The organism is Nonomuraea sp. NPDC050153 (assembly GCF_044460125.1).
Lineage (GTDB): Bacteria > Actinomycetota > Actinomycetes > Streptosporangiales > Streptosporangiaceae > Nonomuraea.
On the sequence record NZ_JBITJQ010000006.1, the window covers coordinates 63631 to 88093 of the forward strand.

The following is a 24463-nucleotide window of genomic DNA, read 5'->3' on the forward strand; positions in this document are numbered from 1 at the left end:
CTGGCTGACTAAATCCGACATGCCGAACATATAGGGATGGCACGTCTGGTAAGAAAGTGTTCCAGGTGACAGGAGGGTTGTCCCGCCAGTGAGCATTGTTGTTGTTCGGCGCCCCGAACGCCGTCCCAGCCCCCAGCCACCGCGCGGGGAGATCCTGCTGGAGTCCCCGCCGGAGATCCCGGAGGTCCAGCCCGCCGGGATGACCGGCGTCCTCATGTACGTCCCCATGCTGGCGGGCGCGGCGGCCATGGGGCTGATGTTCACCGCGGGCGGCAACTCCAACCCCATCATGTACGTGGCCAGCGGCCTGTTCGCGGTCTCGATGCTGGGCATGACGGTCGGCCAGTTCGGCCGCAACGCGGGCGAGCGCAAGAACCGGCTCAACGGCCTGCGCCGCGACTACTTCCGCTACCTCTCCCAGATCCGCAAGAGGGTCCGCAAGGCCGCCGTCCAGCAGCGCGAGGCCCTGGAGTGGAGCGGCCCCTCCCCCGAGTCCCTCTGGTGGGTGGCCATGGGGCCGCGCCTGTGGGAGCGCAGGCCCCGCGACGACGACTTCGGCACGGTACGGCTGGGCACGGGCGTGCAGAAGCTGGCCGTGCAGCTCATCCCGCCCGACTCCAAGCCGGTCGAGGACCTCGACGCGCTGACGGCCGGCGCGCTGCGCAGGTTCGTGCGGGCGCATGCCACGGTGTCGGGGCTGCCCGTGGCGGTCGCGCTCAACTCCTTCGCGCGGATCCACCTCACCGGGGACCAGCGGGCCGTACGCGGCCTGGTACGCGCGATCATCGCGCAGCTCGTCACCTTCCACTCCCCTGACGACATGCGGGTGCTGGTGTGCGCGAGCAAGGAGTGGATGCCCCACTGGGACTGGGTCAAGTGGCTGCCGCACGCGCTGCACCCCGACGAGATGGACGCGGCCGGTCACGTGCGGCTGATGGGGGAGAACCTGTCCCAGCTCGACCAGCTCGTGGGCGACGAGCTGAAGGAGCGGGCCAGGTTCCGTCCGGGCACGGCGTCGGACGCGCTGCCGTACCACGTGGTGATCCTGGACGGCGGGCACGTGCCGCACGACTCCCAGCTCGGCACCGACGCCATCCAGGGCGTCACGGTGATCGACCTGTCGGAGGCGGCGGGGCCGGTCGAGGAGGCCAGCACGCTGCGGCTGGACATCCAGCCCGACGGCTTCCACATGGTGAAGATCGACCACGCCGGCAAGCGGTCGACGACCCGGCTGGGCGACCCCGACAAGCTGGACTACGCGCGCGCCGAGGGCCTGGCCAGGCAGCTCGCGCCGCTGCGGGCCTCGGCGGGCTCCGGCGGCGAGTCGGAGGACTTGCTCGGCACCAACACCACGCTGACCGACCTGCTCGGTGTGGGCGACCCCGGCCGGCTCTCCCCCACGGTCACCTGGCAGCCCAGGGCGGGCCGCAACCGGCTGCGCGTGCCCATCGGCCTGGGCGCCGACGGCCGGGTGGTCGAGCTGGACATCAAGGAGTCCGCGCAGGGCGGTATGGGCCCGCACGGCCTGGTCATCGGCGCGACCGGTTCGGGCAAGTCGGAGCTGCTGCGCACGCTCGTGCTGGGCCTGGCGATCACCCACTCCTCCGAGATCCTCAACTTCGTGCTGGTCGACTTCAAGGGTGGCGCGACGTTCCTCGGCCTGGAGGGGCTCGCGCACGTCTCGGCCGTCATCACGAACCTGGAGGACGAGCTCCCCCTGGTCGACCGCATGCACGACGCGCTGCACGGCGAGATGGTGCGCCGGCAGGAGCTGCTGCGCGCGGCGGGCAACTACGCCTCGCTGCGCGACTACGAGCGGGCCCGCGAGCAGGGCGCCGACCTGCGGCCGATGCCGACGCTGTTCATCGTGCTGGACGAGTTCAGCGAGCTGCTGTCGGCCAAGCCCGAGTTCATCGACCTGTTCGTGATGATCGGCCGGCTGGGCCGCTCGCTCGGCGTGCACCTGCTGCTGGCCTCCCAGCGGCTGGAGGAGGGGCGGCTGCGCGGCCTGGACACCCACCTGTCCTACCGGATCGGCCTGCGGACGTTCTCCGCCATGGAGAGCCGGGTCGTGCTGGGCGTGGCGGACGCGTACGAGCTGCCGTCGGCGCCGGGCAACGGCTACCTGAAGTTCGACACGACCGGTATGACCAGGTTCAAGGCCGCCTACGTCTCCGGCGCCCACCACGACGACCCGGCGCAGACAGTCGCCGTCGACGGCACGGCGCCGATCCGCGAGGTCGTCGAGTACGGCCCCGCCTTCATGCCGCTGCCCGAGATCACCAGGCCCGTCAAGGTGGCGCAGCAGCAGGAGGAGGAGCCCGCGGGCGGCAACCAGCGCAGCCTGCTCGACGTCGTCGTCGGCCGGCTGGCCGGGCACGGCCCCGGGGCGCACCGCATCTGGCTGCCGCCGCTGGGCGAGCCGCCTACCCTGGCGCATCTGCTGCCCCCGCTCTCCGTCACGCCCGAGTACGGCCTGACGACCGCGGGCTGGCAGGGCCGGGGCAAGCTGCACGCCGTCGTCGGCATCATCGACAAGCCGTTCGAGCAGCGCCGCGACCCGTTCTGGCTGGACGTCTCCGGCGCCGCCGGGCACGTCGGCGTGGCGGGCGGCACCCAGAGCGGCAAGAGCACCACCGTGCGCACGCTCGTGGCCAGCATGGCGCTCATGCACACGCCGCGCGAGGTCCAGTTCTACTGCCTCGACTTCGGCGGTGGCGCGCTCGCCTCGCTCGAAGGGCTCCCGCACGTCGGCGGCGTGGCCACCCGCCTCGACGCCGACCGGGTACGCCGTACGGTGGCCGAGATCGGCACCATCCTGGAGCAGCGCGAGCGGGACTTCGGCGAGCACGGCATCGAGTCGATGGCCTCCTACCGGCAGCTGTGCGAGGAAGGCGCGATCGAGGGCGACGGCTGGGGCGACGTGTTCCTGGTCGTGGACGGCTGGCTGACGCTCCGGCAGGAGTTCGACTCGCTGGAGCCGATCATCACCGACCTCGCGGCGCGCGGGCTCGGCTACGGCATCCACCTCGTCGCCGCGACCAACAAGTGGTCGGAGTTCCGGCCGAGCATCCGCGACCTGCTCGGCACCAAGATCGAGCTGAAGCTCGGCGACGCCTACGAGTCGGAGGTCAGCAGGAAGAAGGCGCTGGCCGTGCCGGAGGGGGCGCCGGGCAGGGGGCTGACGAAGGACGGGTTCCACTTCCTGACCGCGCTGCCCAGGATCGACGGGGTGCAGAACTCGGCGGACCTGGCGGCCGGGGCGCGCTCGCTGGTGCAGGCCGTACGGGATTCCTGGCAGGGCACGCCCGCGCCGCGGGTCAGGCTGCTGCCCGCCGTCCTGCCCATGTCCGCGCTGCCGGACGACCGGGAGCGGATCCCGATCGGCATCGACGAGGCGGCGCTGGCGCCCGTGGCCCTCGACTTCGACTCCGACCCGCACTTCGTGATCTTCGGCGAGAACGAGAGCGGCAAGTCGAACCTGCTGCGGCTCATCTCCGAGGGGCTGGTGCAGCGCAAGCAGCCGAGCGAAGCCATGATGATCGTGATCGACTACCGCCGGGCGCTGCTCGACTCCGCGGCGACCCCGCACCGCATCGGCTACGCCGCTTCCAGCGCCGCAGCCGCCGACCTGATCAACGACGCCAGGGGCGCCCTGCTGAGCCGCCTGCCCCCGGCCAACCTGACGCCCGAGCAGCTGCGCGACCGCAGCTGGTGGCAGGGCTCCGACCTGTACATCGTCGTCGACGACTACGACCTGGTCGCGACCTCGTCCAACCCGCTGCTGCCGCTGGTGGACCTGCTGCCGCAGGCCCGCGACATCGGGCTGCACGTCGTGCTGGCCCGCCAGATGGGCGGCGCCGGCCGCGCCATGTTCGACCCGGTCATCCAGCGCATGAAGGACATGGCCACGCCGGCGCTGCTCATGTCCGGCAACAAGGACGAGGGCTACCTGTTCGGCAACGTACGGCCCCAGACGCTGCCCGCGGGCCGCGGCCACCTGGTCGACCGGCGCTACGGCGCGCGCCTGATACAGACGGCATACCTGGACGCGGACAAGACACGGGGAGAATGATGGCGGATCTGGAGATTCATCTCTCGGCGCTGGACAGGTGCCGCACAGCCATCCACACGGCCGCCGGCCAGTACGAGGGCACGCTGCACGACCGCAACCCCGGGAAGCTCACCTACGACGACCACGATGAGCCGCGCAACAACCGCACCCCCGTCGCCGCGGCCACCTTCGGCCACCTGGAGGACTCCGGCACGCTGGCGGCGGCCGCGAACAACGTCTGGACCGCCCTGATCGGCGAGATGGACCAGGCCCGCAGGAAGCTCGGCGGGGTCGAGCGAGGGCTGAGCAACGTGGAGGAGAACATCCGCAAGACGCACAGAGCGACCTCATGAGCGTCGCGCACCTGCCCGGAGGCGACGCCCTCGACACGATGCTGAACAAGGTCACCGGCGATCCCGGCGCCATCGACAAGATCTCCGCCGCCTGGCGGTCCGTGTCGGGCGACGTCAACGAGTTCGACGGCGCGCTGGGGGCAGCGGTCCAGACGGTGGACGACGCCTGGAAGGGCCACTCCTCCAATCAGTTCGCCACCTACATGGCCAAGTACGGCACCGCGGCCGAGGATCTGAAGCTGGCGCTGTCCAACTCCGCCTCCTCGCTCGACGCCGCCGCCTCCGCGCTGCGCACCGCCCACACCGAGATCAGCTCCATCTGCCGGGACCTGAACACCAGCGCCGCCGACTACAAGACCAAGTACTACAGCGAGCATCCCGACGCCACGGAGGCGGACGTGAAGCCGGGGCTGACGAAACTGGTCAACCAGGCGAAGACCGAGGCCCAGCCGTGGGTGGACTCGGCGAACAAGGCGGTCGCCAAGGCCGAGAAGGACATCAACGGGTTCCTGGGTGATCGCACGCTCACCTTCCACGCGATTCCGGACGTGACCACCCAGGAGTTCACGCCGGATCCCGGGCGGAAGATCGACTGGGTGCCGGACCCCGAGTACCAGCCGCGTACCACCCTGCAAGGGGCCGGCGGGCAAGGGCCCGGCGGCGGGCAGGGGCCCGGCGGCGGCACCTCCGGCTTCGGGGGCTACGGCCCCAGCGGCCCTCCGCCCGCCGGCGGCGGTCCCGCGCCGACGGGCCAGGTCAAGGAGTGGATCGAGCAGGCCATCAAGATCCTGGAGAAGAACGGCGTCCCGGCCTCGAAGATGAACGCCAGCGACATCTGGATGATCATCCAGCACGAGTCCGGCGGGAATCCCAACGCGATCAACAACTGGGACTCCAACGCGGCCAAGGGCACCCCGTCCAAGGGCCTCATGCAGACGATCGACCCGACGTTCAACTCGTACGCGCTGGCCGGGCACAAGAACATCTACAACCCGGTGGACAACATCATCGCGGGCGTGCGGTACGCGATCTCGCGCTACGGCTCGGTGTCGAACGTGCCGGGCGTCGTCAACACCAAGAACGGCGTGGGCTACGTCGGCTACTGAAAACGCCTGTGGGCCCGGATCATCTTGCGATCCGGGCCCACAGGCGTTTTCGTCGTACCGGGTTCAGCCTCCGCAACTGCTCCAGCCGGCGCTGGTGCTCGTGCCACCGGCGCTGCCGGAGAAACGCACGCACTTGTTCCTGGCGGACAGCTTGACCGGGCCGGCGTAGTACTCGTAGCTGCCGGAGTCCGTCTGGCTGCCGCCGCCCTGAACCTCCAGCGTGGCGCTGACCGGCGTCTTCTTGCCGATCTCAGTGGTCTTGATGGTGACCACGCAGTTCTGGCCGCTGCTGTTGTTCCAGAGCTGGTACGTCACTCCGCCGCCGAACGGGCTGGACCGCTGGACCGAGAAGCCCGCGCCGCACACCTGGGTGGGCGAGTACGGATTCGTGGTCTTCGTCGGGGTCGGCGTCGGCTTGGCCGTGGGCTTCGTGGGCGTGGGCTTGGCCGTCGTCTTGGTCGGCGTCGGCTTCGCCGTGGTCTTGGTCGGCGTGGGCTTGGCCGTCGTCGGGGTCGGCTTCGCCGTGGTCTTCGTCGGAGTAGGCGTCGGCTCCGGCTCCCGCGTGGGCTCCCGGGTCGGCGTCGGCTCCTGGCTCGGCGTGGGCTCCTGGCTCGGCGTGGGCGTCGGAGTGGGCGTCCGGTCCACCGTCTTCGTGACGGTCGCCGTCGGCTTCGCCTGCCGCGTCTTGCCGGTGGTGGGCGTCGGCTGGGCCGTGTTGGTCGCGACCGGCTGCGTCGGGACCGGAACGGGCTGTGTCGGCACCGGCTGCGTCGGGATCGCGGCCGGGGTCGTGGGCACGGTGGTCAGCTCGGGCACCGTGGGCGCGCTCGAGGACCACTCGGTGGGCAGCGTCAGCGGCCCGATGCCCGAGTCGTCCGGGGCGGCCGTGGCGCCCCAGGGCACCGTGGCCTCGGGCTGCGTCTGCTGCGGGTCGGCGCCGCCGCCGAGGGGCTCCGAGCCCTGCGTGCCGGGGGTCACCGGGGCGCTGGCGGGCACCGGGATCTCGTCCGCGTTGGCCTGCGCCATGGACGCCGGGTTGACCTGCTGCAGCTTCACGTACCTGTTCGCGCCCCACAGGCCCAGGGCCGAGATGAGCGCGACCACGGCGACACCGGCGACCAGCCCCAGCGGGAAGCCGCGGCGCGGCCGGGCGGCGGCCCCGGAGGGCACGGCCTCCAGCCTGATGTGCTGCGGCTGCTGGTCCGGCTCCGGCGGGCCCCACATCGGCGGCTCCGGCTGCTGCTGATACGGCACCGGCACGCCGTGCATGGGCGAGCCCTGCATCGGGGGCCCCTGCATGGGCGGGCCCGTCACGAACGGCGGACCCTGGACGGGCGGCGGACCCTGCAGCGACGGCGGGCCCGCGACCAGCGTGTCCTGCGATCCCGGGCCGCCCTGGCCGGGCACGCCGGGGATCGGGACACCCTGGATGGGCACGCCCTCGATCGCGGTCTGCGAGGCCTCGGGCGGCTTGGCGTTGCCGCCGAGCAGCTGCATGAGCGCGCTGTAGGTGGTCGGCCGCTTGCCGACCTCCTTGGACAGCGCCGCCAGCACCACCCGGCTCACCGGCTCGGCCTCGATGTCGACCTCGGGCTCGCCGGTCAGCACCGCGTCGCGGTCGGCGAACGGCGCCTTGCCCGTGGCCGCGAACGCGATGGTCGCCGCCCAGCCGAACACGTCGGCGTAGGGGCCGTACTGCAGGCCGAGAAGCTGCTCGGGGGCCTGGTAGGCGATCTCGCCCACCGGCTCGCCGATCCCGGCGTCGGTGACGCGCGGGCCCTCGGGGCCGAGGATCACGTTGTGGGGTGTGAGCGACTTGTGCGAACGGCCGGCGAGGTGGATGGCCGACAGCGCGGTCAGCACCCCGACCGCGACCCGTTCGAGCGCGTCCCCGGTCAGCGGCCCGTCGTCGGCCACCGTCTGGGCCAGGCTCTTGCCTTCGACGTGCTCTCTGACGACGTACGGGCGGTCCTCGTGGATACCGGCGTCGAGCACCCTGGCCACGTACGAGCTGGAGACCTGTTTGGCCCCCAGGTGCTTGGCCGGCTCGTCGGGACCGGCGTCAGGATCGGCGGGGAGCAACTTCACCGCGACGATGGGCGCGTCCTCGGACTCGCGGCCAAGGAACACCTCGCCCCGCGGCCCCTCACCCAGCAAGCCGATGATGCTGAGATCGCCGATCCGCTCTGGATCACCAGGGCGCAAATCGTGCATGACTAAACCTTTCACGGCAAAGCATGATCTAGTCACATTGAACCAGATCTTTCACTTCAGCATCAGGAGATTCGGGCCGTACCCGACAATTCACCGTTTTGTTTCCTTGCAGCCCCAGTTACTCGGAGCGGCCTGGACGCCAGCCCCTGCGGCGGCCCATCGGGATCATGACGCGGGCGACCGTCACCAGCAGCGCCAGCCCGAGCGCGGACCCGGCCACGATCAGGGCCAGATCGATCGCGTCGTGGTCCACGGGCGGGACCTTGGTCACGGCGTCCGCGGAGAGCGGGCTGGGCGGAGGGGGCGCGACCACGGGGGCGTCGGCGGGCTCGTACGGGAGGATCGCGCTGAGGGCGAGCATGGGGTTGACCATGCCCGCGCCCTTGCCGCCGCCCGTGGCGCCGTCGGCGGTGGCGATGATGCGCTGGCGCACCTGGGCCTCGTCGAGGTTCGGGAAGCGGGCGCGGACGAGCGCGGCCACGCCGGCGACGTAGGGGGCGGCGTAGCTGGTGCCGTTGAGGTCCTTGTAATAGGAGCGGCCGGGCCAGGTGGACGTGACGCCCTGGCCGGGGCCGAGCACGGCGACGGGGGTCTTGACGTTGGAGAAGTCGGACAGGATGCCGTTCGGCCCCGCCGCGCCCACCGCGAGCACCCCGTCGTAGGCGGCCGGATAGGCGGGTACGGGGGTGCCGTCCTCCTTCTTGACGTTGCCGGCGGCGGCCACGATCAACGCGTCCTTGGCGAGCGCGTACTGCACCACCTGGCGCAGCGAGGGCAGATCGCTCGTCGACACCGACACGTTGATGACCTTGGCGCCCTCGTCGGCGGCCGCCTTGATGGCCTTGACCAGCAGGTCGGGGTCGCCGTCCCGTTCGGAGTCGGTCTGCTTGTACGACAGCAGCCGCGCGCCCGGCGCCATGCCGTAGAAGAGCACGCCCTGCATGTACTGGGCGCCGATGATGCCCGCCACCGCGGTCCCGTGGCCCACGCAGTCGCGGTAGCCCTTGCCGGTGAGGTCGGCCCGGCCCGCCAGGCGGATCTGCGGATGTTGCAGGTCGACGCCGCTGTCGACGATGGCCACTTTCACGCCCGCGCCGGTGGACAGCGACCAGACGCGTCTGGGGTCGAGCCGTTTCTGCGCCCAGGACTCGCCCACCTGCATGGTGCCCCGGGGCGGCTGGCACTGGTCCCTCGCGGCCGCGGGCGCCAGCGGGACCTGCAAGGCGAGCAAGCTCGCCACCAAGGCGCGACCAATCATGGGGGAAAAGCGTAGCTTGCCGGAATCGGGCAGCGGGGTGGGCTGCCCTGATTCACAGGAAGGAAGCCCCGGCTCCCTTGCCAGGGCCCCGATCCGTCGCTCAGTTCGTCGCGGACTCGATGTTCTGACGGTAGGTGCCGATGACCCGCGAGGCCTCCTGGAGTTCCTCGGCCATCCGCTGGAAGGCCGTCCGGTAGTTCTGCCATGACTGCTGGAAACGCTGGGCGCCCGGCCCCGTCCACGCCGTGCCGACCTTGGCGGCTTCGCGGTCGAGGGCGGTCATCGTGGTGCGGACCGCCTCCGCCTGCTGCGTGAACTGGCTGGCCATCTGCTGCATTTCGGCGAGGTCGCCGCCGAACATGCTCTGGCTCATGCATACCTCCTGGAACATGGGGAAAGCGCCCTCAACTTAAGGGGCGGCCACCTACCGTCGCCTGAGATATACCGAGCGGCTATGGTCTAGCCGAGGATTGTTCGGATTCGTCTCGGGGAGCACTCGAGTCATGCGTGAGGTTGTGGTGACCGGCGGAGGCACCGGCATCGGCTACGCGGTCGCGGCCGCGTTCGTCTCGCTCGGTGACCGCGTCACCATCACCGGCCGGCGCGAACACGTCCTGGAAGAGGCCGCGGCGCGGCTCGGCGCCGCGCACGTAGCGTTCGACGCCTCCCGCCCCGCGGCCGTGAAAGAGGCGCTCGACAGCCTGCCGCCGCAGGTGGACGTGCTGGTCAACAACGCCGGCGGCAACACCAACCTCGACCGCAGGCAGCCCGGCGAGCTGCTGGACGTGGCCGAGGCCTGGTGGGCCAACCTCAACGCCAACCTCATGTCCGCCGTCCTCGTCACGACCGCGCTGATGCCGCGGCTCAGGGAGGGCGGCCGGATCGTCTCGATCGGCTCCATCGCGGCGCGTGGCACGGGCTCCGGCTCGTACGGCGCCGCCAAGGCCGCGCTGGAGTCCTGGACGGCCGACCTGGCCGCCGAGCTCGGCCCCCGGCGCGTCACCGCGAACGTGGTCGCCCCCGGCCTCGTCCTGGACACCGAGTTCTTCCGCGGCCGGCTGACCGAGGACGGCATCAGGGCACGGGTGGAGAACACGCGCAACGGGCGCCCCGGGACTCCCTCCGACGTGGCCGATACCGTTCTCTTCCTGGCCTCCGCGGGAGCCAGGCACGTGACCGGGCAGGTGCTCCACGTGAACGGCGGCGCGTACCTGGGCCGCTGAACCTCTCAGGAAGGACTTAGGTCGGTGCGGAAGGTTCTGATCGCCAATCGCGGCGAGATCGCCGTACGAGTGGCCCGCGCGTGCCAGGACGCCGGGATCGGCAGCGTCGCCGTCTACGCCGACCAGGACCTCGACGCCCTGCACGCCAAGGTCGCCGACGAGGCGTACGCGCTGGGCGGACAGTCCCCCGCGGAGACGTACCTCGACCTCGCCAAGCTGCTCGACGTCGCGCGGCGCTCCGGCGCCGACGCCGTGCACCCCGGATACGGCTTCCTGGCCGAGAACGCCGCCTTCGCGCAGGCGGTCATCGACGCGGGCCTGATCTGGATCGGCCCGCCGCCGGCGGCCATCGCCGCGCTCGGCGACAAGGTGCGGGCCAGGCACATCGCGCAGAAGGTCGGCGCGCCGCTGGTCGCGGGCACCAAGGATCCCGTCTCCGGGGTGGCCGAGGTCGTGGCGTTCGCGGAGGAGCACGGGCTGCCGATCGCGATCAAGGCGGCGTACGGGGGCGGCGGGCGCGGCATCAAGGTGGCGCGCGACCTGGAGGAGGTCGCCGAGCTGTACGAGTCGGCCGTGCGCGAGGCCGTCGCGGCGTTCGGGCGGGGCGAGTGCTTCGTGGAGCGCTATCTCGACCGGCCGCGCCACGTCGAGACGCAGTGCCTGGCCGACACGCACGGCAACGTGGTCGTGGTCAGCACGCGCGACTGCTCCCTCCAGCGCCGCCACCAGAAGCTGGTGGAGGAGGCGCCCGCGCCGTTCCTGTCGCGGGAGCAGGTCGAGCTCCTCTACTCCAGCTCCAAGGCCATCCTGAAGGAGGCGGGGTACGTCGGTGCCGGCACGTGCGAGTTCCTCGTGGGGCAGGACGGGACGATCTCGTTCCTCGAGGTGAACACCCGGCTGCAGGTCGAGCACCCGGTCACCGAGGAGGTGTCGGGGATCGACCTGGTGCGGGAGATGTTCAGGATCGCCGACGGTGAAGCGCTGGAGTACGGCGACCCCGCGCTGCGCGGGCACTCGATCGAGTTCCGGATCAACGCGGAGGACGCCGGGCGCAACTTCCTGCCCGCCCCCGGGACGCTGACCGTCATGCGCCCGCCCGCCGGACCCGGGGTGCGCCTCGACGCCGGCTACGAGGCGGGGATGACGGTGCCGCAGACGTTCGACTCGCTGGTGGCGAAGCTGATCGTCACGGGCCGGACGCGGCAGGAGGCGCTGGAGCGGGCGCGGCGGGCGCTGACCGAGTTCGAGATCTCCGGGATGCCGACCGTGCTCCCCTTCCACCGGGCCATCGTGTCCGATCCGGCGTTCATCTCCTCGCCGTTCTCGGTGCACACGCGGTGGATCGAGACGGAATGGGAGAACACGGTCGCGCCGTACGAGGAGGAGGTCGCCTCGGGACCGGACGCCGCCCCCGCTCGCGAGACGGTGACCGTCGAGGTCGGAGGCAAGCGCCTCGAAGTGGTGCTGCCCGCCGGGCTCGGCACGTCCGCCCCCGCCCCCGCTTCCGGCAGGGCACCGAGGCGCGGCGGCGGCGCCGGGAAGGCGTCGGCGGCGGGCGGCGACGCGCTGGTCAGCCCGATGCAGGGGACGATCGTCAAGATCGTGGCCACGGACGGGGACGTGGTGAACGAGGGCGACACGGTCGTGGTGCTGGAGGCCATGAAGATGGAGCAGCCGCTGGCCGCGCACAAATCCGGCACGATCACCGGGCTCACGGCCACGGTCGGGCAGACGGTCACGTCGGGTGCCACGATCTGTGAGATCAAGGACACCTGACGGGGATCCCGGCATCTTGGCCACGGTGTGCGCCCGCGCGCTCGCGGACAGGTAACGTGCGCAGTGAGGAACTTTGCCGACCGCCCGTTCGTCCTCATGGGCGAAGGAGGCTTGCTGCCAATGACCCACTCGCTGCGCCGAGCAGGGGCCGCGCTAGCGGCTCTGATCGCCGGTCTCATCGTCGTGCTTGCGCTGTCCCCTGCCGCCAACGCGGCGGCACCCCCTGATGCTCCGTCGGTGGTGTCCTACTGGAAGGACAAGAAGGACCCCCTTTTCGTGGAGTCCGGATCACCGCTCTCATCGGACCAGCAGAATGAGATCCGTGACGCGCTGAAGGGGGCCGACAGCAAGATCTACGCCGTGGCGCTCCCCGACGGCACGTTGACCGACTCCACGATCGCGGCCTACATGACCTCGCTCAACACCGAGCTCACGAAGGCCGGCCGCAACCGCGCCACGTTCGCCGTGCTCGACGGCCAGACGCTGTTCGCGGCTTCGAGCGCCATCCGCCAGCAGGGTGTCGCGGGCAGGCTGGCCGACCTCGCGGTGTCCGCCAACTCCGGCAACATCGTGGACGGCATGAAGGACTTCGTCAACCGCGTCGACCTCGCTGTCGACGGCAAGCGCTCCGCGCTCGACAGCGGCAGCCAGGCCAACCCCGGCGCCGGCGGCACCGCAGCGCTGATCGCGCTGGGCACGCTGGTCGTGGTCGGCGGTGGCGGCTACTTCCTCTACTCCAGCAACCGCAGGAAGAAGAAGGCCATCCAGGACGCCAAGGACCTGGCGGCCGTCAAGCAGACCGTGGACGAGGACGTCACCAAGCTGGGCGAGGAGATCACCAACCTCGACACCGACGTGACCCTCGCCGGCCAGGGCGGCAGCCACATCGAGGAGTGGCAGCAGGCGCTCGACTCCTACGAGAAGGCCAAGACCCAGCTGGCCAACGTCCAGCGTGCCGAGCAGGTCCGCGAGGTCACCCAGACCCTTGAGGACGGCCGCTACGCGCTGGCCGTGGTGAAGGCCAAGGTCCACAACGAGCCGGTCCCCGAGCGGCGCGCCCCCTGCTTCTTCAACCCGCAGCACGGCCCGTCCGTCCGCGACGTCCGCTGGGCGCCGGCCGGTGGCGCGGTCCGCGACGTCCCCGCCTGCAAGATGGACGCCGAGGCCGTGGAGCGCGGCTTCGACCCGCAGATGCGCGAGGTCATGGTCGACGGCCAGCGCCGCCCCTACTACGACGCCGGTCCCGCGTACCAGCCGTACGCGTACGGCTACTACGGCGGGTTCGGCGACATCATGACCGGCATGTTCATCGGCACCATGATGGGCAGCATGCTCAGCGGCGGCTTCGGCTACGGCGGCTACGGCGCCGGCTACGCCGAGGGCTACTCCGACGGCGGCGGCGGTGACTTCGGCGGCGGAGGCGACGGCGGCGGCTGGGGCGACTTCGGTGGCGGAGGCGACTTCGGCGGCGGCGACTTCGGTGGCGGCGACTGGTAATCCCGAAGCCCCAAACCACGGGCCTTCACGGGGGGCGCTACGCGGACCAACTCCGCGCGGCGCCCCCCTTTCGTACCCCCCAAAGGCGAGGTCATCGCCCGAAGACGCGCGATGGAGCTCGGACTGCGGGTGAGGAATTTCCGAGGCTTCAAACGATCAGGCGCCTGTCAGCTTCGGCCGTCCGCGACGGCTCAGCTGCTCTCCCAGCGCCCTGAGCCTGTCCAGCTTCAGATCCATCGGATCACCTTCGGCCGCATCGAGTAGATAAGACTTCAACAGCGCTTCCGCGTCATGCGTCATGGCGAGCCGACCGAACATGTCCTTAAGGGAGGAAACCGCCTGGGAACGTGTAGCGGCATCGTCCGCAGAAGCGGCCGTCCCCCTCTCCGCCTCGTTCAGCAGCTTTCCGACGGCCTGATGTGACATGCCCAGCAGGTAACCGATGTCACGGTGGACGTAACCTCTTCGAGCCAGATCAGCGGCCGTGGCTTGCGTCGCTTCTGCAGCCTTTTGTTTGACGAGAGTCGCCGCGAGGCGCGTCACCAGCGTGGCCACCAATTCTGTGGCCACTTCATCGTCGGCCACGGTCAGGTCGAAGCCGGCGTCAATCTCGGAGACATCCACATCAAGCATGGTCGCCACCAGGTCACGCGCCATCTCCTCAGCTTGTTCCAAGCGCTTCACCTGTGTGTGGTAGCTGCGCTTGAGGCCCGGCCCGGAGATGGTCAAAGCCCACCAGTCGTCGCTCCTGCTAGCGGTGATGGCGTAGGTGTCGCGCTTGCTCACTGGTCCTCCTGCTCCTTCGCGACATCAGCGAGGATGCTCTCCCAGTTCTCCAAGATTCCTTTCGCCGTGCGCTCGTTGACCTCCGAGTGGCGAGGCACAGGCATCGCCTCCGAACCGGCATGCCACTTGGTGTGGCTGCCGCCTTCGGTGGAGTGAACAGGCACGCCGTACTCCTTGGTGAGCTTGCGCATCCGTCGCTCCAGATCCCGCTTCCTCATCATCAGTGTCGGCTACCGAGGTTGCATAGGTTAAGGCAACTTAGGTTGCAGAGTTGTGCGGGGACTGTCCACCCAGCCCAGGAACCCATCTGAGCGCCCCTCGCTGAGCCTCAGGCCGATCTGTGGGTCTCCCGACCCCCAGACCCCCGGCGTTGAATGGTCGCCTGCGTCTCAGTGCGTCCAGCGGGATCAAGTTCCTTGACTGGCACTTGGCAGTCAGGCTCAACCACCCCGGAAGCGCCCTAATCTCATTGAGGGCGCCCAGTGCCACGGAGTCCCTCAGGTCAGGCCGTACAGGCGTGGCAGGTCGACAAGAACCACATCGGCACGCGAGGCAGCCGCCCCGGAGAGATCCTGGGTGAAGCCCGTGGTCGAGAAGAGTGCCGTGATCGCACCCGTGGTGTCGTGGCCCGTTCGGGTGAGTACGTCGCGGATGGCGTCAAGGCGTTCGAGGTCAGGAAGTCCCCTTCGGGACAGGGTGGCCTTGGCTTCGCCTATCAGATGAACCCGGTTGTTCTCGGTGGCGATGACGTCGATGTCATGTTTTGCGCGGCCCGCATTGTCCTGAACGCTGCCGAAGCCCACCGTGCCGAAGCCGATCGGCCGGCCCAGCTCGTCCGGCGCGAAACGGTGAACCCAGTCTCGGGCGAGTTCCTCGAAGTGCGGCCCGAGGATGTTGGAGCGGAACGTCGGAGCGGCGGCACGCCATACCTGCTCGGCGCGGCCGAGTTCGAGCTGGCCGAGGTGCGGGGCGGTGATGAGCCGGTCGAAACGGATGATGGGGTCACAGACCGAGAGCGTCGGCTTCCCGTCCCGTAGGAGATCATGGGCTCTGGTGAGATAGCCCGCAGACTCCAGGACTCCGATGGGGTAGCGGACGGCATTGCTGTCACGGCCGATCGCCGCCCCGATCTTGGCAGGGGTGTGCGCGCCCTGCGCGACCGCGCTCAGGATGTCGTAGTAGAGGGAACGGACAGTGATCCTCGGGTCCTCACGAAGGAGATAGTCGACTTCCGTACGAGTAAAGACGCTGACGTCGACGGCCAGAAGGTTGTCGACGATCCAGTCGTCGAAGTCGTAGGTGGACGTGGGGGCGCTGGTCATCAGCGGGCGGTAGCCGGGGATGCCGCCGACACAGGCGTGCAGGCGCAGCGCGGTCTCGGGATCGTCAGCACCCCACAGCCTGGCCGCCTCCCGGTAGTCGAGCGCATTGAGGCGCATGTCCATCATGGCGCGGCCCCTGAGCGGCTTCGTGCCCGACAGCAGCTCTTGCATGACGCTCAAGGCGGAGCCGCAAAGGATCAGTCGGCCTCCTGAGGCCTGGCCTCGTTGCGAGTCGTCGTACAGGTGCTGGATGAGTGACGGCAACTGAGGCGCATCCTTCATCACGTACGGGAACTCGTCGATGACGACGAGACCTGGGGAACCTGGCGGGGCCACGCGGGCCGCCGTGTCCAGCGCCGCGCGTAGCAGGCGTTCCCAGGATTCCGGCTCTCCGCGCACGGTCTCCCCCAGACCGGCGTGGCGGGACAACGCGGAGGCGAACCGGCGCCTGGCCGCGAGATCGCCCTCGTCCTGCACGCAGGCGATGTAGAGGCCGCCGAGAGCGTCGCACGCGGCGGTCAGGAGCTGTGTCTTCCCGGTACGGCGACGTCCTGAGACAAGGCCGAGCCGCAGGGGGCCGTCAGGTCCTCCAGCGCGCAGGAACTGCTCCAAAGCCCGCCACTGCCGGTCCCTTCCGATGATGTGGGATGGCTTGTCCATACGCCCCCTCCAGCAGCCCCACCCGATCTACGGGATATCGTGTAAATCGGATTACGAGAATAAGTGTAAATCAATTTACATCACTGTCTGGACCGAACGGATTTTGAGGGTCGTCGACCGCGGGGGATCTTGCCTGCATACGCTCTGCCGAACAGCGGTCCAGCGGATCGCCCGCAGTGGACCCCGAGGTGAAAGCCGCCGGGCTGCTGACCATGACCAACGGGCTCGTCTCAAGCGTGCTCGGGACACAACGCACCGGCGAGGCGGCTCTGGCCAGCTTGACGAGATGTTCCGCCCCCGGCGATCGGGTGCCGGATGAGGCGCGAGAACGGCGGCGGTGCTCGGGTATGGGCGAGCTGCCAGGGCGACGGCGCGGCACTGCCACCTGCGCTACGAGCTCCTGTCGCGGATCAACGGCGGACGATGGTGCCTGGGACGCGGGTCATCATGCTTCCTCTGGCCACTCCCCCTGGAGGTGCAGGCGGATCAGCGCCGCGTGGGAGAGCGGGGTGGTGGGGTCGTCGACGTCGCCGTTGGTGGTGTAGTCGAGGAGGACGACGTCGCGGTCGGCGGCGAGCAGGCGCAGGCGCTCCACGAGGTCGCCGGTCCTGTGCTCCAGGACCCAGCGGTAGGCGGGCAGGTAGATGCGGCGGCGGGCGGTCCGGTAGGGCAGCAGCCGGTCCCCGTGGAGGCCGTCCCGGTGGCCGCGCACCGGTCCGTGTTTGCGCACGGTGCGTTTGAGGCCGGTCATGGTGGTGATCGCGAGCTTGGCCGGGTCGACGTCGGCGGTCTCGAAGACCTTGAGCGCCTGCCAGATCCCCTCGACGGTCTGGCTGGTGACGCCCGGGGTCTGCGGGACGGGGATGCCGCCGTGCGGGTAGAACGGGCTCAGCCGCACCCATGGCTCGTCCGCTTTGGAGGTCACGTCGATGACCTCGGCCCCGGGGAAAGCCTTGGCGAGTGAGGCGGCAGAACGGCGGCGGCCGGCAACCTGGATCGGCACGAACGACAACCCTTCGCGAGAACGGATGGGTTCAGCTTGGCCGACGGGAGTGACATTTTCCCGGGTGGACCTTCCTAGCATGGGGTGCGTGCTCATCGTGATCGGCGGCCTCCCCGCGACAGGCAAGACGACGCTCGCCCGGCTCCTCGCCGCCCGCCTCGGCGCGGTGCACGTACGGATCGACACCATCGAGCAGGCGATCGTCCGCTCCGGCCTCGCCCGTCAGCCCCTCGGCCCCGCCGGATACGTCGTCGGTTACGCCCTGGCCGGCGAGCACCTGCGGCAGGGGCTGACGGTGATCGCGGAGTCGGTGAATCCGCTGGCCGTCACCCGCGACGCCTGGCGGGAGGTCGGGGTCGAGGCGGGCGTTCCGGTGGCCGAGGTGGAGGTGGTCTGCTCCGATCCCGCCGAGCACCGGCACCGCGTCGCCTCGCGCTCGGTCGACATCCCCGGCCTGCGACTGCCTGACTGGCGGGAGGTCGTCGAGCGCGAATACGAGCCGTGGGAGCGCGGGCGCGTCCTCGTCGACACCGCCGGACAGGGCCCTGAGGAATCGCTCGACGCTCTCCTCCGGGGGCTTGAGCGCGTTGAGGGCTCCGGCTCGTAGGGTCGGGCTCATGGGTGTCCGCGTGTTGTGCCTGCGCCATGCCGAGTCGGAGAACGTCGTCGCCCAGGTGGCCGGGGCGCTGCCACTGGCGGAGCTGACCCCCAAGGGGCGGGCCCAGGCGGCGGAGGCGGCCGAGCGCCTGCTCGGCGAGGGGGTCACCCGGATCTACGCCAGCACGGCGGTCCGCGCCCGCCCCCGCCGACGAGACGGTCGCCCGTCCGGGTGGGACGGTCGCGCTGGTCGGGCATGTCGGCAGTCTCACCGCCGGGCTCAGCGTGCTCTGCGGACTGGGTGAGCGGGTGTGGGGGGCGCCTCTCCCGCACGCCGTGCCGTTCCCGGTCGAGTGGGACGGCCGGTCCTGGCGGTGCGCGTCATGGCCGGCTTTGGGACAAGATCGATAGGTGACCTACCTCGCCCAGGGCACCCGCGTCGGCCTCCGCCGCATCGGCCTCGACGACCGTACGGAATTCCTGACCTTGAACAGGGAGAGCGCCGCCCTCCTCGCCCGCTGGATGCCCGGCGCCCCCATCGTCACCGACGAGGCCTTCGAGGCGTACCTGGCGCGCTTCGACGACCCGGCGAACGAGGGCTTCGTCATCTGCCGGCTCGACACCGGCGCGATCGTCGGCCGGGCCAACCTGAACAACATCATCCGGGGCACCCGCCAGGACGGCACCCTGGGATACTGCGCCTACTCCTCCACGACCGGCCGGGGCTACATGACCGAGGGGCTGCGGCTGCTCGTCCGGTACGCGTTCGGCGAGCTGGGGCTGCACCGCGTCGAAGCCAACATCCAGCCGTCGAACACCCCCTCCCTCAGCCTGATCAAGCGGGTCGGCTTCCGGAGAGAGGGATATTCGCCGGACTTCCAGCTCATCGACGGGGCATGGAGGGACCACGAGCGATGGGCCGTCACGGCCGGTACGGGCCTGGATGGCGCATAGCCCATGATCACCCCGCCGACGTGGAGTCGGCGTCGCAGCGCCGGTAGCGCCGCAGCCTCCGGTACGACAGCAGGCCGCCCTCCGCGTCGATCTCGGCCTCGTAGAGGGCGAGGATGTCGTCCGAGGAGGGGATGCGACGGTCTTCGACGACCTCCACGCCGATCTTCCAGCCGCCCTCGACCGGTTCGACCGCTGTAACCCCCTCGGCCTCCTTGGCGGTCAGGTCGGTGATGTGGCGGAGCCCTACCCCGCCGGCCGTCACGGCCGTCAATCCCTTCGGGCCCGAGTCTGCGGCTGGGCGCCCCGGGGGCACGCGCGGCTCGGTCATGGCGTCTCTCCCCTCGCACGCGGCCAGCCTGCCCCGAGACGGGGACGCGGAACTCCGCGAGGCGAAAAAGCGGACAGCCTTGACGCCGCTTTGGGTCAGGTGCTGGCGCGGACGGCCAGGAGCGGGGTGAGAAGGGTGGAGTCGGGGACCGCGCGGCCTTCGAGCTTGTCCATGACCAGGCGGACCGCCTCCCTGCCCACCTCTTCCGCCGGGATCAGCACGGAGGAGAGCGGCGGGCTGGCGCGCTCGGCCACGTCGTCGGGACAGATCGCCACCACCGCCACGTCGTGCGGCACCCGCCGGTCGAGCTGCCGCAGCGCCGCCAGGACGTGGCCGACCGCCGCCTCGTTGTGCACGACCAGCCCGGACAGGGCGGGACGGTCGAGGAGCAGGTCGCGGACGGTCTCGTACACCTCGTCGAACGTCTCCTCGCACGGCAGCGCGACGCCCTGCAGGCCGTGGGCGGCCACCGCCTCCACGAACCCCTCGCGCGTCCGGCGGGCGAACCCCGTCCCCCGCTCGTACACCACCGAGGGCGCCCCGAGAAGCGCGATCTCCTCGTGGCCGCGTTCGGCCAGATGGTCCACGCACCGCGCGCCCGCGGCGGCGAAGTCGAGGTCGACGCAGGTCAGCCCGGCCGGTTCGGCGGGGAAGCCGATGAGGACGCTCGGCTCGGGCAGTTCGCGCAGCAGCGGCACCCTGCGGTCGTCCAGTTCGACGTCCATGAGCACCAGCGCGTCCACCAGCGCGCTCGCGGCCACCCGCCGGATGCCCTCGGTGCCCTCGTCGGCGGTCAGCAGCAGCACGTCGTGGTCGAACCGGCGCGCGGCCGTCACCACGGCGCTGGCGAAGCGCATCAGGACGGGCACGTGCATGCCCGCGCGCAGCGGCAGCACCAGCGCGATCACGTTGGAGCGCTTGCTGGCCAGGGCGCGGGCGCCGGCGTTGGGGTGGTAGCCGAGCGTGCTGATGCTGTCGAGCACCCGGCGCCTGGTGTCGGCGGAGATCGTCCGCTTGCCGCTGAGCACGTAGGAGACCGTGCTGACGGCCACGCCCGCGTGCTTGGCGACCTGGGCGATCGTGACCGTGCGCCCGCTCAAGCCCCGGCTCCGAAGTCGAGCCGGGCCAGCGTCACACCGTCGTTCTCGAACACGGCATAAAGATCGTGCACGCCGTCCGCGTCCGCAAGCGCGGCCGTGATGGCGTGGTAGGCGTAGCGGTCGCTCCTGGGCACGGGGAAGGTGGCGAGCGCCGGCCCGTAGAGGGGGTCGCCGCGGCGGATGGTGATCATGCCGCCTTCCGTGCTGCCGGCCGTCGCCACGCACGTGGTGGCCCCGCTGAGGTCGACCCGCCGGAACAGGATCCAGGCGCCTTCCGCGTCGGACCTGACGGCGTCGCCGTCCACCTTGGTCTCGTCCACGAACGTGATCGCGTCGTACTCGTCGTGCGCCGCCGCGCGCAGCAGCCCCGACTGGGGTGGCACGGTCTCGCCGTCCACCTCGAAGCGGGCGCTCAGGCGCAGGTCGGTGGCGCTGCGGCCGACCATGAGCTGGTGCGGCGCGCTCTCCACGACGAACCGGCTCCTGGTCACGTCCCAGAACGCCAGCTCCGGCACCGGCAGGCTCAGGGTGACGGTACGGCTCTCGCCGGGCGCCAGGCGGACCTTCTCGAAGCCCCGCAGGCGGCGCAGCGGCTGCTTGACGCGGGAGCGCTGCTGGTGGGTGTAGAACTGGACGACCTCCACGCCCGGCCGCGGGCCGGTGTTCGTCACGGTGGCCTGAGCCCGCACCAGGTCGCCGTCCAGCTGCACGCGCAGGTCGGCGTACTCGAACGTCGTGTAGCTCAGGCCGTGGCCGAACGGGTGGAGCGGGACGCCGCGGAAGTACAGGTACGTGGCGTCGGAGGCGATGATGTCGTAGTCGAGCAGGTCGGGCAGCTCCTGCTCGGAGCGGTACCACGTCTGGGTGAGCCGGCCCTCCGGGTCGGCGTCGCCGAAGAGCACCTCGGCCAGGGCGTGGCCGTACTCCTGGCCGCCGTGGGCCGACCACAGCACGGCGGGCACCTCGTCGTCGGTCCACGTGAGCGGGTAGCCGCTGGTGATGACCATGACGGTGCGGGGGTTCGCCTTGCGGACGGCCCGCACCACGGCGTCCTGCCCGGGGGCGAGGGCCAGCGTCATGCGGTCCTCGGTCTCGCGGCCGTTCACGAGCGGGTGGTCGCCGACCACCACGACCGCCACGTCGGCCGCGGCGGCCAGGCGGGCGGCCTGATCGGTGCCGCTCCTGACCACGTCCATGGCCAGCCAGAGCGCCTGGTCGGCGTCGTCGACCAGGCGCAGCACGCCGTCGTCGCCGGCGCCGACGTAGCAGCCGGTCGAGATGTGGCGCAGGGCGAGCGTGCCGCGCGGCCGCTCCTCCATCCGGAACGTCTGGCGCACCTCCCACCCGTTGGGCCCCGGCTGGTCGTTCACCAGCGTGACGCCGTCCACCGACACGAACCGGCCGGTCGCCACGGCCCGCAGCGCGTAGGCCCCGCCGCCCCAGTCGAACAGATCGAACTCCCCGGAGTCGGAGCCCGGCCCCACGCTCAGCGGCCCCCCTGCGGGATCGGCGGCCACCGGTCCGGCCTCGGCCGTCAGCGTCACCCGGTCCACGGCCTCGCAGAACACCGTCTCGCACCGCTCGCCAAGCCCCTGGCGGGCGGTGACCGCGTACGGGAGGGTGCCGCTGTACCAGTCCTCCAGGAGAGCGTCGCCGAGCTGCCCGATCACCGCGACCTTGGTCACGCCGTCGAGTGGCAGCAGCCCGTCGTTCCTCAGCAGCACGAACGAGCGCCGCGCCGCCTCCCTGGCCAGCGCCTGATGCTGGGGGCAGTTGACCACGGTGTCGCTGATGTCGTCGTACGGCGTCGCCGGGTCGAACTCCCCCAGCCGGAACCTGATCGACAGCGCGTGCCGCACGGCCCGGTCGACGTCCTCCTCGGCCAGCAGGCCCCGGGAGAGCGCGTCGCGCAGGTGGCCGAGCGTGGCCTCGGAGCGGTCATCGTCCTGGGTGAAGCTGTCGAGGCCCGCCTTGATCGCGTGCGCGTACGCCTCGGGCAGGGTGTCGTGGTAGCCCTGGAGCGCGGTGAGGTTGCCCGGCGCGTACGCGTCGCTGACCACCAGCAGGTCGTCGGGCGCCCACGCGCGCAGGACCTCGCCGATCAGCGGGCTGAGGTGCGCGGGGCGGCCGTTGACCAGGTTGTACGACGGCATGACCGCCACGGCCACGCCCTCCTCGATGGCGGGCCGGAAGGCAGGCAGCTCGTACTCGCGCAGCACCCGGGGCGGCAGGTTGCTGGAGGTCGTGCAGCGGTCGGTCTCGTTGTTGTAGGCGAGGAAGTGCTTGAGCGTGGGGGCGTTCTTGAGAATTTCGGGAGCGCTCCCACGAAGCCCACGCGCATAGGCCGCGCCCATCACGCCGGTCAGCCACGGATCCTCGGAGTACCCCTCCTCGTTGCGCCCCCAGCGGGGGTCACGCAGCGGGTTCACCACGGGTGCCCACACGTTGCGCCCCGCGCCCGCCGGGTCCTTGTGGTGGAAGGCCAGCACCTCGTCACTGGTGGCCTCGCCCACCCTGCGGACGAGGTCGGGATCCCACGTCGAGGCCAGCCCGACGGCCTGGGGGAACACGGTGGCCGGTCCCAGCCAGGCCAGCCCGTGCAGCGCCTCGGTGCCGGTGCGGAACGCGCCGAGGCCCAGCCGCTCCACCGGCGCCTGGTACTGATGCAGCAGGCCCACCTTCTCCTCAAGGGTGAGCCGGCGCACCAGGTCGTCGATCCGGTCGGAAATCGGGATCGCTGGGTCGCGGAAGGGTTCTTGCATGGTCATCCCTCTGAGAGTGTCGAAGCGCTTCGACGACCGGCCTGGGGAAGTTACGCGGACATTTCGGTGGGTTGACTGAAGAGTGCACTCCCCGGTGACCAAGGTCAAGGGACTCGGGGCAATCTCCCCGAATCTATGGAGTCGAGCACCCTCGCGGCGCCGCCCAGCGCGGCCGCGTCGTGGCCCAGCGTCGAGGCGACGACCTGGCAGCCTCCCGACTCGGCGGCGATCACCCGGTCGTCCATCTCGTCCTGGACGGCGGGCAGCAGCCACGGCGCGAGCGGGACGTAATAGCCGCCGAGGATCACGACCTCGGGATTGAGCAGGTTCGCCAGGATCGACACGCCCTTGCCCAGGCTCCGGCCCACCGACTCCAGCGTGGTCAGGGTCGCGGGGTCGCCGACGCGAGCCAGGCGTACGGACTCCTCGATCTCGACCTGGATCTCGGCGGGAGAGGGGTCCTTGCCCAGCACGGCGCCGATCCCCGCCATGACCTCCAGGCAGCCGCGCCGCCCGCAGTGGCACTCGGGGCCGTCGGGGTCGAGCTGGACGTGGCCGATCTCGCCGCTGTAGCCGCGCCGGCCCCGGCGCAGCCGCCCGTCGAGGATGATCCCCGCGCCCACGCCGATCTCGCCGGTGAGGTAGACGAGGTCGGAGGCCCCCGAATGCGCGCCGAAGCGCTGCTCGGCCAGGGCGGCGAGGTTGGCGTCGTTGTCGACCTGGATCGGGAAGCCGGGATCGCGCAGCGCCTTGGTCAGGTCTCCGCCGATGTCGGCGTCGCGCCAGCCGAGGTTGGGCGCGATGCGTACGGCGCCCTGCACGTCGACCAGCCCCGGCACGGCCACGGCCAGGCCCAGGATCTGGCGCTCCTCCTTGGCGATGCGGTTGACCACGCGCCTGATGATCGCGCCGACGCTCGCGACGCCCTGGTTGACGGACTCGCCGCCGGTGAACGAGCGCCGCCACGTCAGCAGCCGCTCCCCGGCGAGGTCGGTGGCCACGGCGGAGACGTAGTCGACATTGATCTCGACCCCGATGGCCGCGTACGGCGAGCCGTCCAGCACCAGCATCGTGGCCGGCCGGCCGACCCGGTTCTCCGTCAGGCCCGTCTCACGGACCAGCCGCCGGTCGATGAGATCCGCGACGAGGCTGGAGACCGTCGCCTTGTTGAGTCCGGTGGAGGCCGCGATGTCGGCCCGCGAGCAGGGCGCGTGCTCCCGGACGAACCGCAGCACGACCGCGAGGTTGGTGGCCCTTACGTCGGCGAAGTCGGCCGGCTGAGGGCCGGTCGTAGAAGTGATCAATATCAGCCCCGTTCCCGCCAAGAGATGACCCCAGCATGCCGCATCCCGGGCTCCCTTCACCAACACGAGCCGATGCCGCGACCCTTTGCCATCGGCACCAACCTGTGACGTCGCGATCCCTTGTGGCCAGGGTCACAGTCTACTAATTTGTTTGGTCGCAATACCA

General features: G+C 70.6%; 20 protein-coding genes. 9 read left to right on the forward strand and 11 right to left on the reverse strand.

Annotation, left to right across the window (positions count from 1 at the left end):
- Positions 1-88: 88 nt before the first annotated feature.
- Genes eccCa through ACIBQ1_RS17380 form a run of 3 tightly spaced genes read left to right on the forward strand, consistent with a single transcriptional unit; the run spans position 89 to position 5513 of the window.
- A complete protein-coding gene (eccCa, locus tag ACIBQ1_RS17370) occupies positions 89-4075 on the forward strand; it encodes a type VII secretion protein EccCa (RefSeq protein ID WP_397278539.1) in 3987 nt (1328 codons plus the stop codon).
- Entirely contained in the window at positions 4072-4407 is a 336-nt protein-coding gene (locus tag ACIBQ1_RS17375; protein WP_397278541.1) for a hypothetical protein, read from the forward strand. Before eccCa ends, ACIBQ1_RS17375 begins: the two co-directional genes overlap by 4 nt.
- The gene (locus ACIBQ1_RS17380) at positions 4404-5513 is read left to right on the forward strand and encodes a transglycosylase SLT domain-containing protein (protein WP_397278542.1); all 1110 of its coding nucleotides are present in this window, start codon (positions 4404-4406) and stop codon (positions 5511-5513) included. The genes ACIBQ1_RS17375 and ACIBQ1_RS17380 overlap by 4 nt, the downstream gene beginning before the upstream one ends.
- Positions 5514-5576: 63 nt before the next feature.
- Here ACIBQ1_RS17380 and ACIBQ1_RS17385 read toward each other — a convergent pair whose 3' ends face one another.
- The 3 genes from ACIBQ1_RS17385 to ACIBQ1_RS17395 form a co-directional block, all read right to left on the reverse strand.
- Positions 5577-7727 carry a serine/threonine protein kinase gene (locus ACIBQ1_RS17385; RefSeq protein ID WP_397278543.1) on the reverse strand — a complete coding sequence of 717 codons (2151 nt, stop codon included), beginning with the start codon at positions 7725-7727 and terminating at the stop codon, positions 5577-5579.
- A 118-nt stretch (positions 7728-7845) separates the two neighbouring features.
- Positions 7846-8958: a S8 family serine peptidase gene (locus ACIBQ1_RS17390; RefSeq protein ID WP_397278544.1), complete on the reverse strand. Its 1113-nt coding sequence runs from the start codon at positions 8956-8958 to the stop codon at positions 7846-7848.
- Positions 8959-9085: 127 nt separating this feature from the next.
- Positions 9086-9358 carry a WXG100 family type VII secretion target gene (locus ACIBQ1_RS17395; protein WP_397222126.1) on the reverse strand — a complete coding sequence of 91 codons (273 nt, stop codon included), beginning with the start codon at positions 9356-9358 and terminating at the stop codon, positions 9086-9088.
- 130 nt (positions 9359-9488) lie between these two features.
- On the opposite strand from ACIBQ1_RS17395, the gene ACIBQ1_RS17400 reads away from it, so the two are divergent.
- The 3 genes from ACIBQ1_RS17400 to ACIBQ1_RS17410 all read left to right on the forward strand — a co-directional run bounded on the left by ACIBQ1_RS17400 (position 9489) and on the right by ACIBQ1_RS17410 (position 13481).
- On the forward strand, positions 9489-10208 hold the full coding sequence (locus ACIBQ1_RS17400) for an SDR family NAD(P)-dependent oxidoreductase (protein WP_397278546.1): 720 nt from the start codon (positions 9489-9491) through the stop codon (positions 10206-10208).
- Positions 10209-10232: 24 nt separating this feature from the next.
- Positions 10233-11984 carry an acetyl/propionyl/methylcrotonyl-CoA carboxylase subunit alpha gene (locus tag ACIBQ1_RS17405; protein WP_397278547.1) on the forward strand — a complete coding sequence of 584 codons (1752 nt, stop codon included), beginning with the start codon at positions 10233-10235 and terminating at the stop codon, positions 11982-11984.
- A 120-nt stretch (positions 11985-12104) separates the two neighbouring features.
- The gene (locus ACIBQ1_RS17410) at positions 12105-13481 is read left to right on the forward strand and encodes a hypothetical protein (RefSeq protein ID WP_397278549.1); all 1377 of its coding nucleotides are present in this window, start codon (positions 12105-12107) and stop codon (positions 13479-13481) included.
- Between the two features lie 156 nt (positions 13482-13637).
- Here the strand turns inward: ACIBQ1_RS17410 and ACIBQ1_RS17415 are convergent, their stop codons facing one another.
- The 4 genes from ACIBQ1_RS17415 to ACIBQ1_RS17430 all read right to left on the reverse strand — a co-directional run bounded on the left by ACIBQ1_RS17415 (position 13638) and on the right by ACIBQ1_RS17430 (position 17252).
- Positions 13638-14267 (reverse strand): hypothetical protein, encoded by a 630-nt coding sequence (locus ACIBQ1_RS17415; RefSeq protein WP_397278550.1) that lies wholly within the window; start codon positions 14265-14267, stop codon positions 13638-13640.
- Positions 14264-14458: a hypothetical protein gene (locus ACIBQ1_RS17420; RefSeq protein WP_397278551.1), complete on the reverse strand. Its 195-nt coding sequence runs from the start codon at positions 14456-14458 to the stop codon at positions 14264-14266. The genes ACIBQ1_RS17415 and ACIBQ1_RS17420 overlap by 4 nt, the downstream gene beginning before the upstream one ends.
- Before the next feature lie 306 nt (positions 14459-14764).
- A complete protein-coding gene (locus tag ACIBQ1_RS17425) occupies positions 14765-16066 on the reverse strand; it encodes an ATP-binding protein (protein ID WP_397278553.1) in 1302 nt (433 codons plus the stop codon).
- 628 nt (positions 16067-16694) lie between these two features.
- Entirely contained in the window at positions 16695-17252 is a 558-nt protein-coding gene (locus ACIBQ1_RS17430) for a DUF6939 family protein (RefSeq protein WP_397278554.1), read from the reverse strand.
- 88 nt (positions 17253-17340) lie between these two features.
- On the opposite strand from ACIBQ1_RS17430, the gene ACIBQ1_RS17435 reads away from it, so the two are divergent.
- The 3 genes from ACIBQ1_RS17435 to ACIBQ1_RS17445 all read left to right on the forward strand — a co-directional run bounded on the left by ACIBQ1_RS17435 (position 17341) and on the right by ACIBQ1_RS17445 (position 18803).
- Entirely contained in the window at positions 17341-17859 is a 519-nt protein-coding gene (locus tag ACIBQ1_RS17435) for an AAA family ATPase (protein ID WP_397278556.1), read from the forward strand.
- Between the two features lie 10 nt (positions 17860-17869).
- Positions 17870-18154, forward strand: a complete 285-nt coding sequence (locus ACIBQ1_RS17440) for a histidine phosphatase family protein (RefSeq protein WP_397278558.1) — start codon at positions 17870-17872, stop codon at positions 18152-18154.
- A gap of 106 nt (positions 18155-18260) precedes the next feature.
- Entirely contained in the window at positions 18261-18803 is a 543-nt protein-coding gene (locus tag ACIBQ1_RS17445; protein ID WP_397278560.1) for a GNAT family N-acetyltransferase, read from the forward strand.
- 7 nt (positions 18804-18810) lie between these two features.
- Here ACIBQ1_RS17445 and gvpO read toward each other — a convergent pair whose 3' ends face one another.
- From gvpO to ACIBQ1_RS17465, 4 genes are all read right to left on the reverse strand, one after another.
- The gene (gene gvpO / locus ACIBQ1_RS17450; protein WP_397278562.1) at positions 18811-19131 is read right to left on the reverse strand and encodes a gas vesicle protein GvpO; all 321 of its coding nucleotides are present in this window, start codon (positions 19129-19131) and stop codon (positions 18811-18813) included.
- 95 nt (positions 19132-19226) lie between these two features.
- On the reverse strand, positions 19227-20231 hold the full coding sequence (locus ACIBQ1_RS17455) for a LacI family DNA-binding transcriptional regulator (protein ID WP_397278564.1): 1005 nt from the start codon (positions 20229-20231) through the stop codon (positions 19227-19229).
- Complete coding sequence (locus ACIBQ1_RS17460; protein ID WP_397279107.1) at positions 20228-22993, reverse strand: glycoside hydrolase family 3 C-terminal domain-containing protein; 2766 nt, start codon at positions 22991-22993, stop codon at positions 20228-20230. Before ACIBQ1_RS17460 ends, ACIBQ1_RS17455 begins: the two co-directional genes overlap by 4 nt.
- A 104-nt stretch (positions 22994-23097) precedes the next feature.
- Positions 23098-24297, reverse strand: coding sequence for an ROK family protein (locus ACIBQ1_RS17465; protein WP_397278565.1), 1200 nt, complete (start codon positions 24295-24297; stop codon positions 23098-23100).
- Positions 24298-24463 lie beyond the last annotated feature (166 nt).

Coding starts and splice junctions, on each gene's coding strand:
- ACIBQ1_RS17375 (WP_397278541.1), top strand. CDS start 4,072: ATGATGGCGGATCTGGAGATTCATCTCTCGGCGCTGGACAGGTGCCGC.
- ACIBQ1_RS17380 (WP_397278542.1), top strand. CDS start 4,404: ATGAGCGTCGCGCACCTGCCCGGAGGCGACGCCCTCGACACGATGCTG.
- ACIBQ1_RS17385 (WP_397278543.1), bottom strand. CDS start 7,727: ATGCACGATTTGCGCCCTGGTGATCCAGAGCGGATCGGCGATCTCAGC.
- ACIBQ1_RS17395 (WP_397222126.1), bottom strand. CDS start 9,358: ATGAGCCAGAGCATGTTCGGCGGCGACCTCGCCGAAATGCAGCAGATG.
- ACIBQ1_RS17400 (WP_397278546.1), top strand. CDS start 9,489: ATGCGTGAGGTTGTGGTGACCGGCGGAGGCACCGGCATCGGCTACGCG.
- ACIBQ1_RS17410 (WP_397278549.1), top strand. CDS start 12,105: ATGACCCACTCGCTGCGCCGAGCAGGGGCCGCGCTAGCGGCTCTGATC.
- ACIBQ1_RS17420 (WP_397278551.1), bottom strand. CDS start 14,458: ATGCGCAAGCTCACCAAGGAGTACGGCGTGCCTGTTCACTCCACCGAA.
- ACIBQ1_RS17440 (WP_397278558.1), top strand. CDS start 17,870: ATGGGTGTCCGCGTGTTGTGCCTGCGCCATGCCGAGTCGGAGAACGTC.
- gvpO (WP_397278562.1), bottom strand. CDS start 19,131: ATGACCGAGCCGCGCGTGCCCCCGGGGCGCCCAGCCGCAGACTCGGGC.
- ACIBQ1_RS17460 (WP_397279107.1), bottom strand. CDS start 22,993: ATGCAAGAACCCTTCCGCGACCCAGCGATCCCGATTTCCGACCGGATC.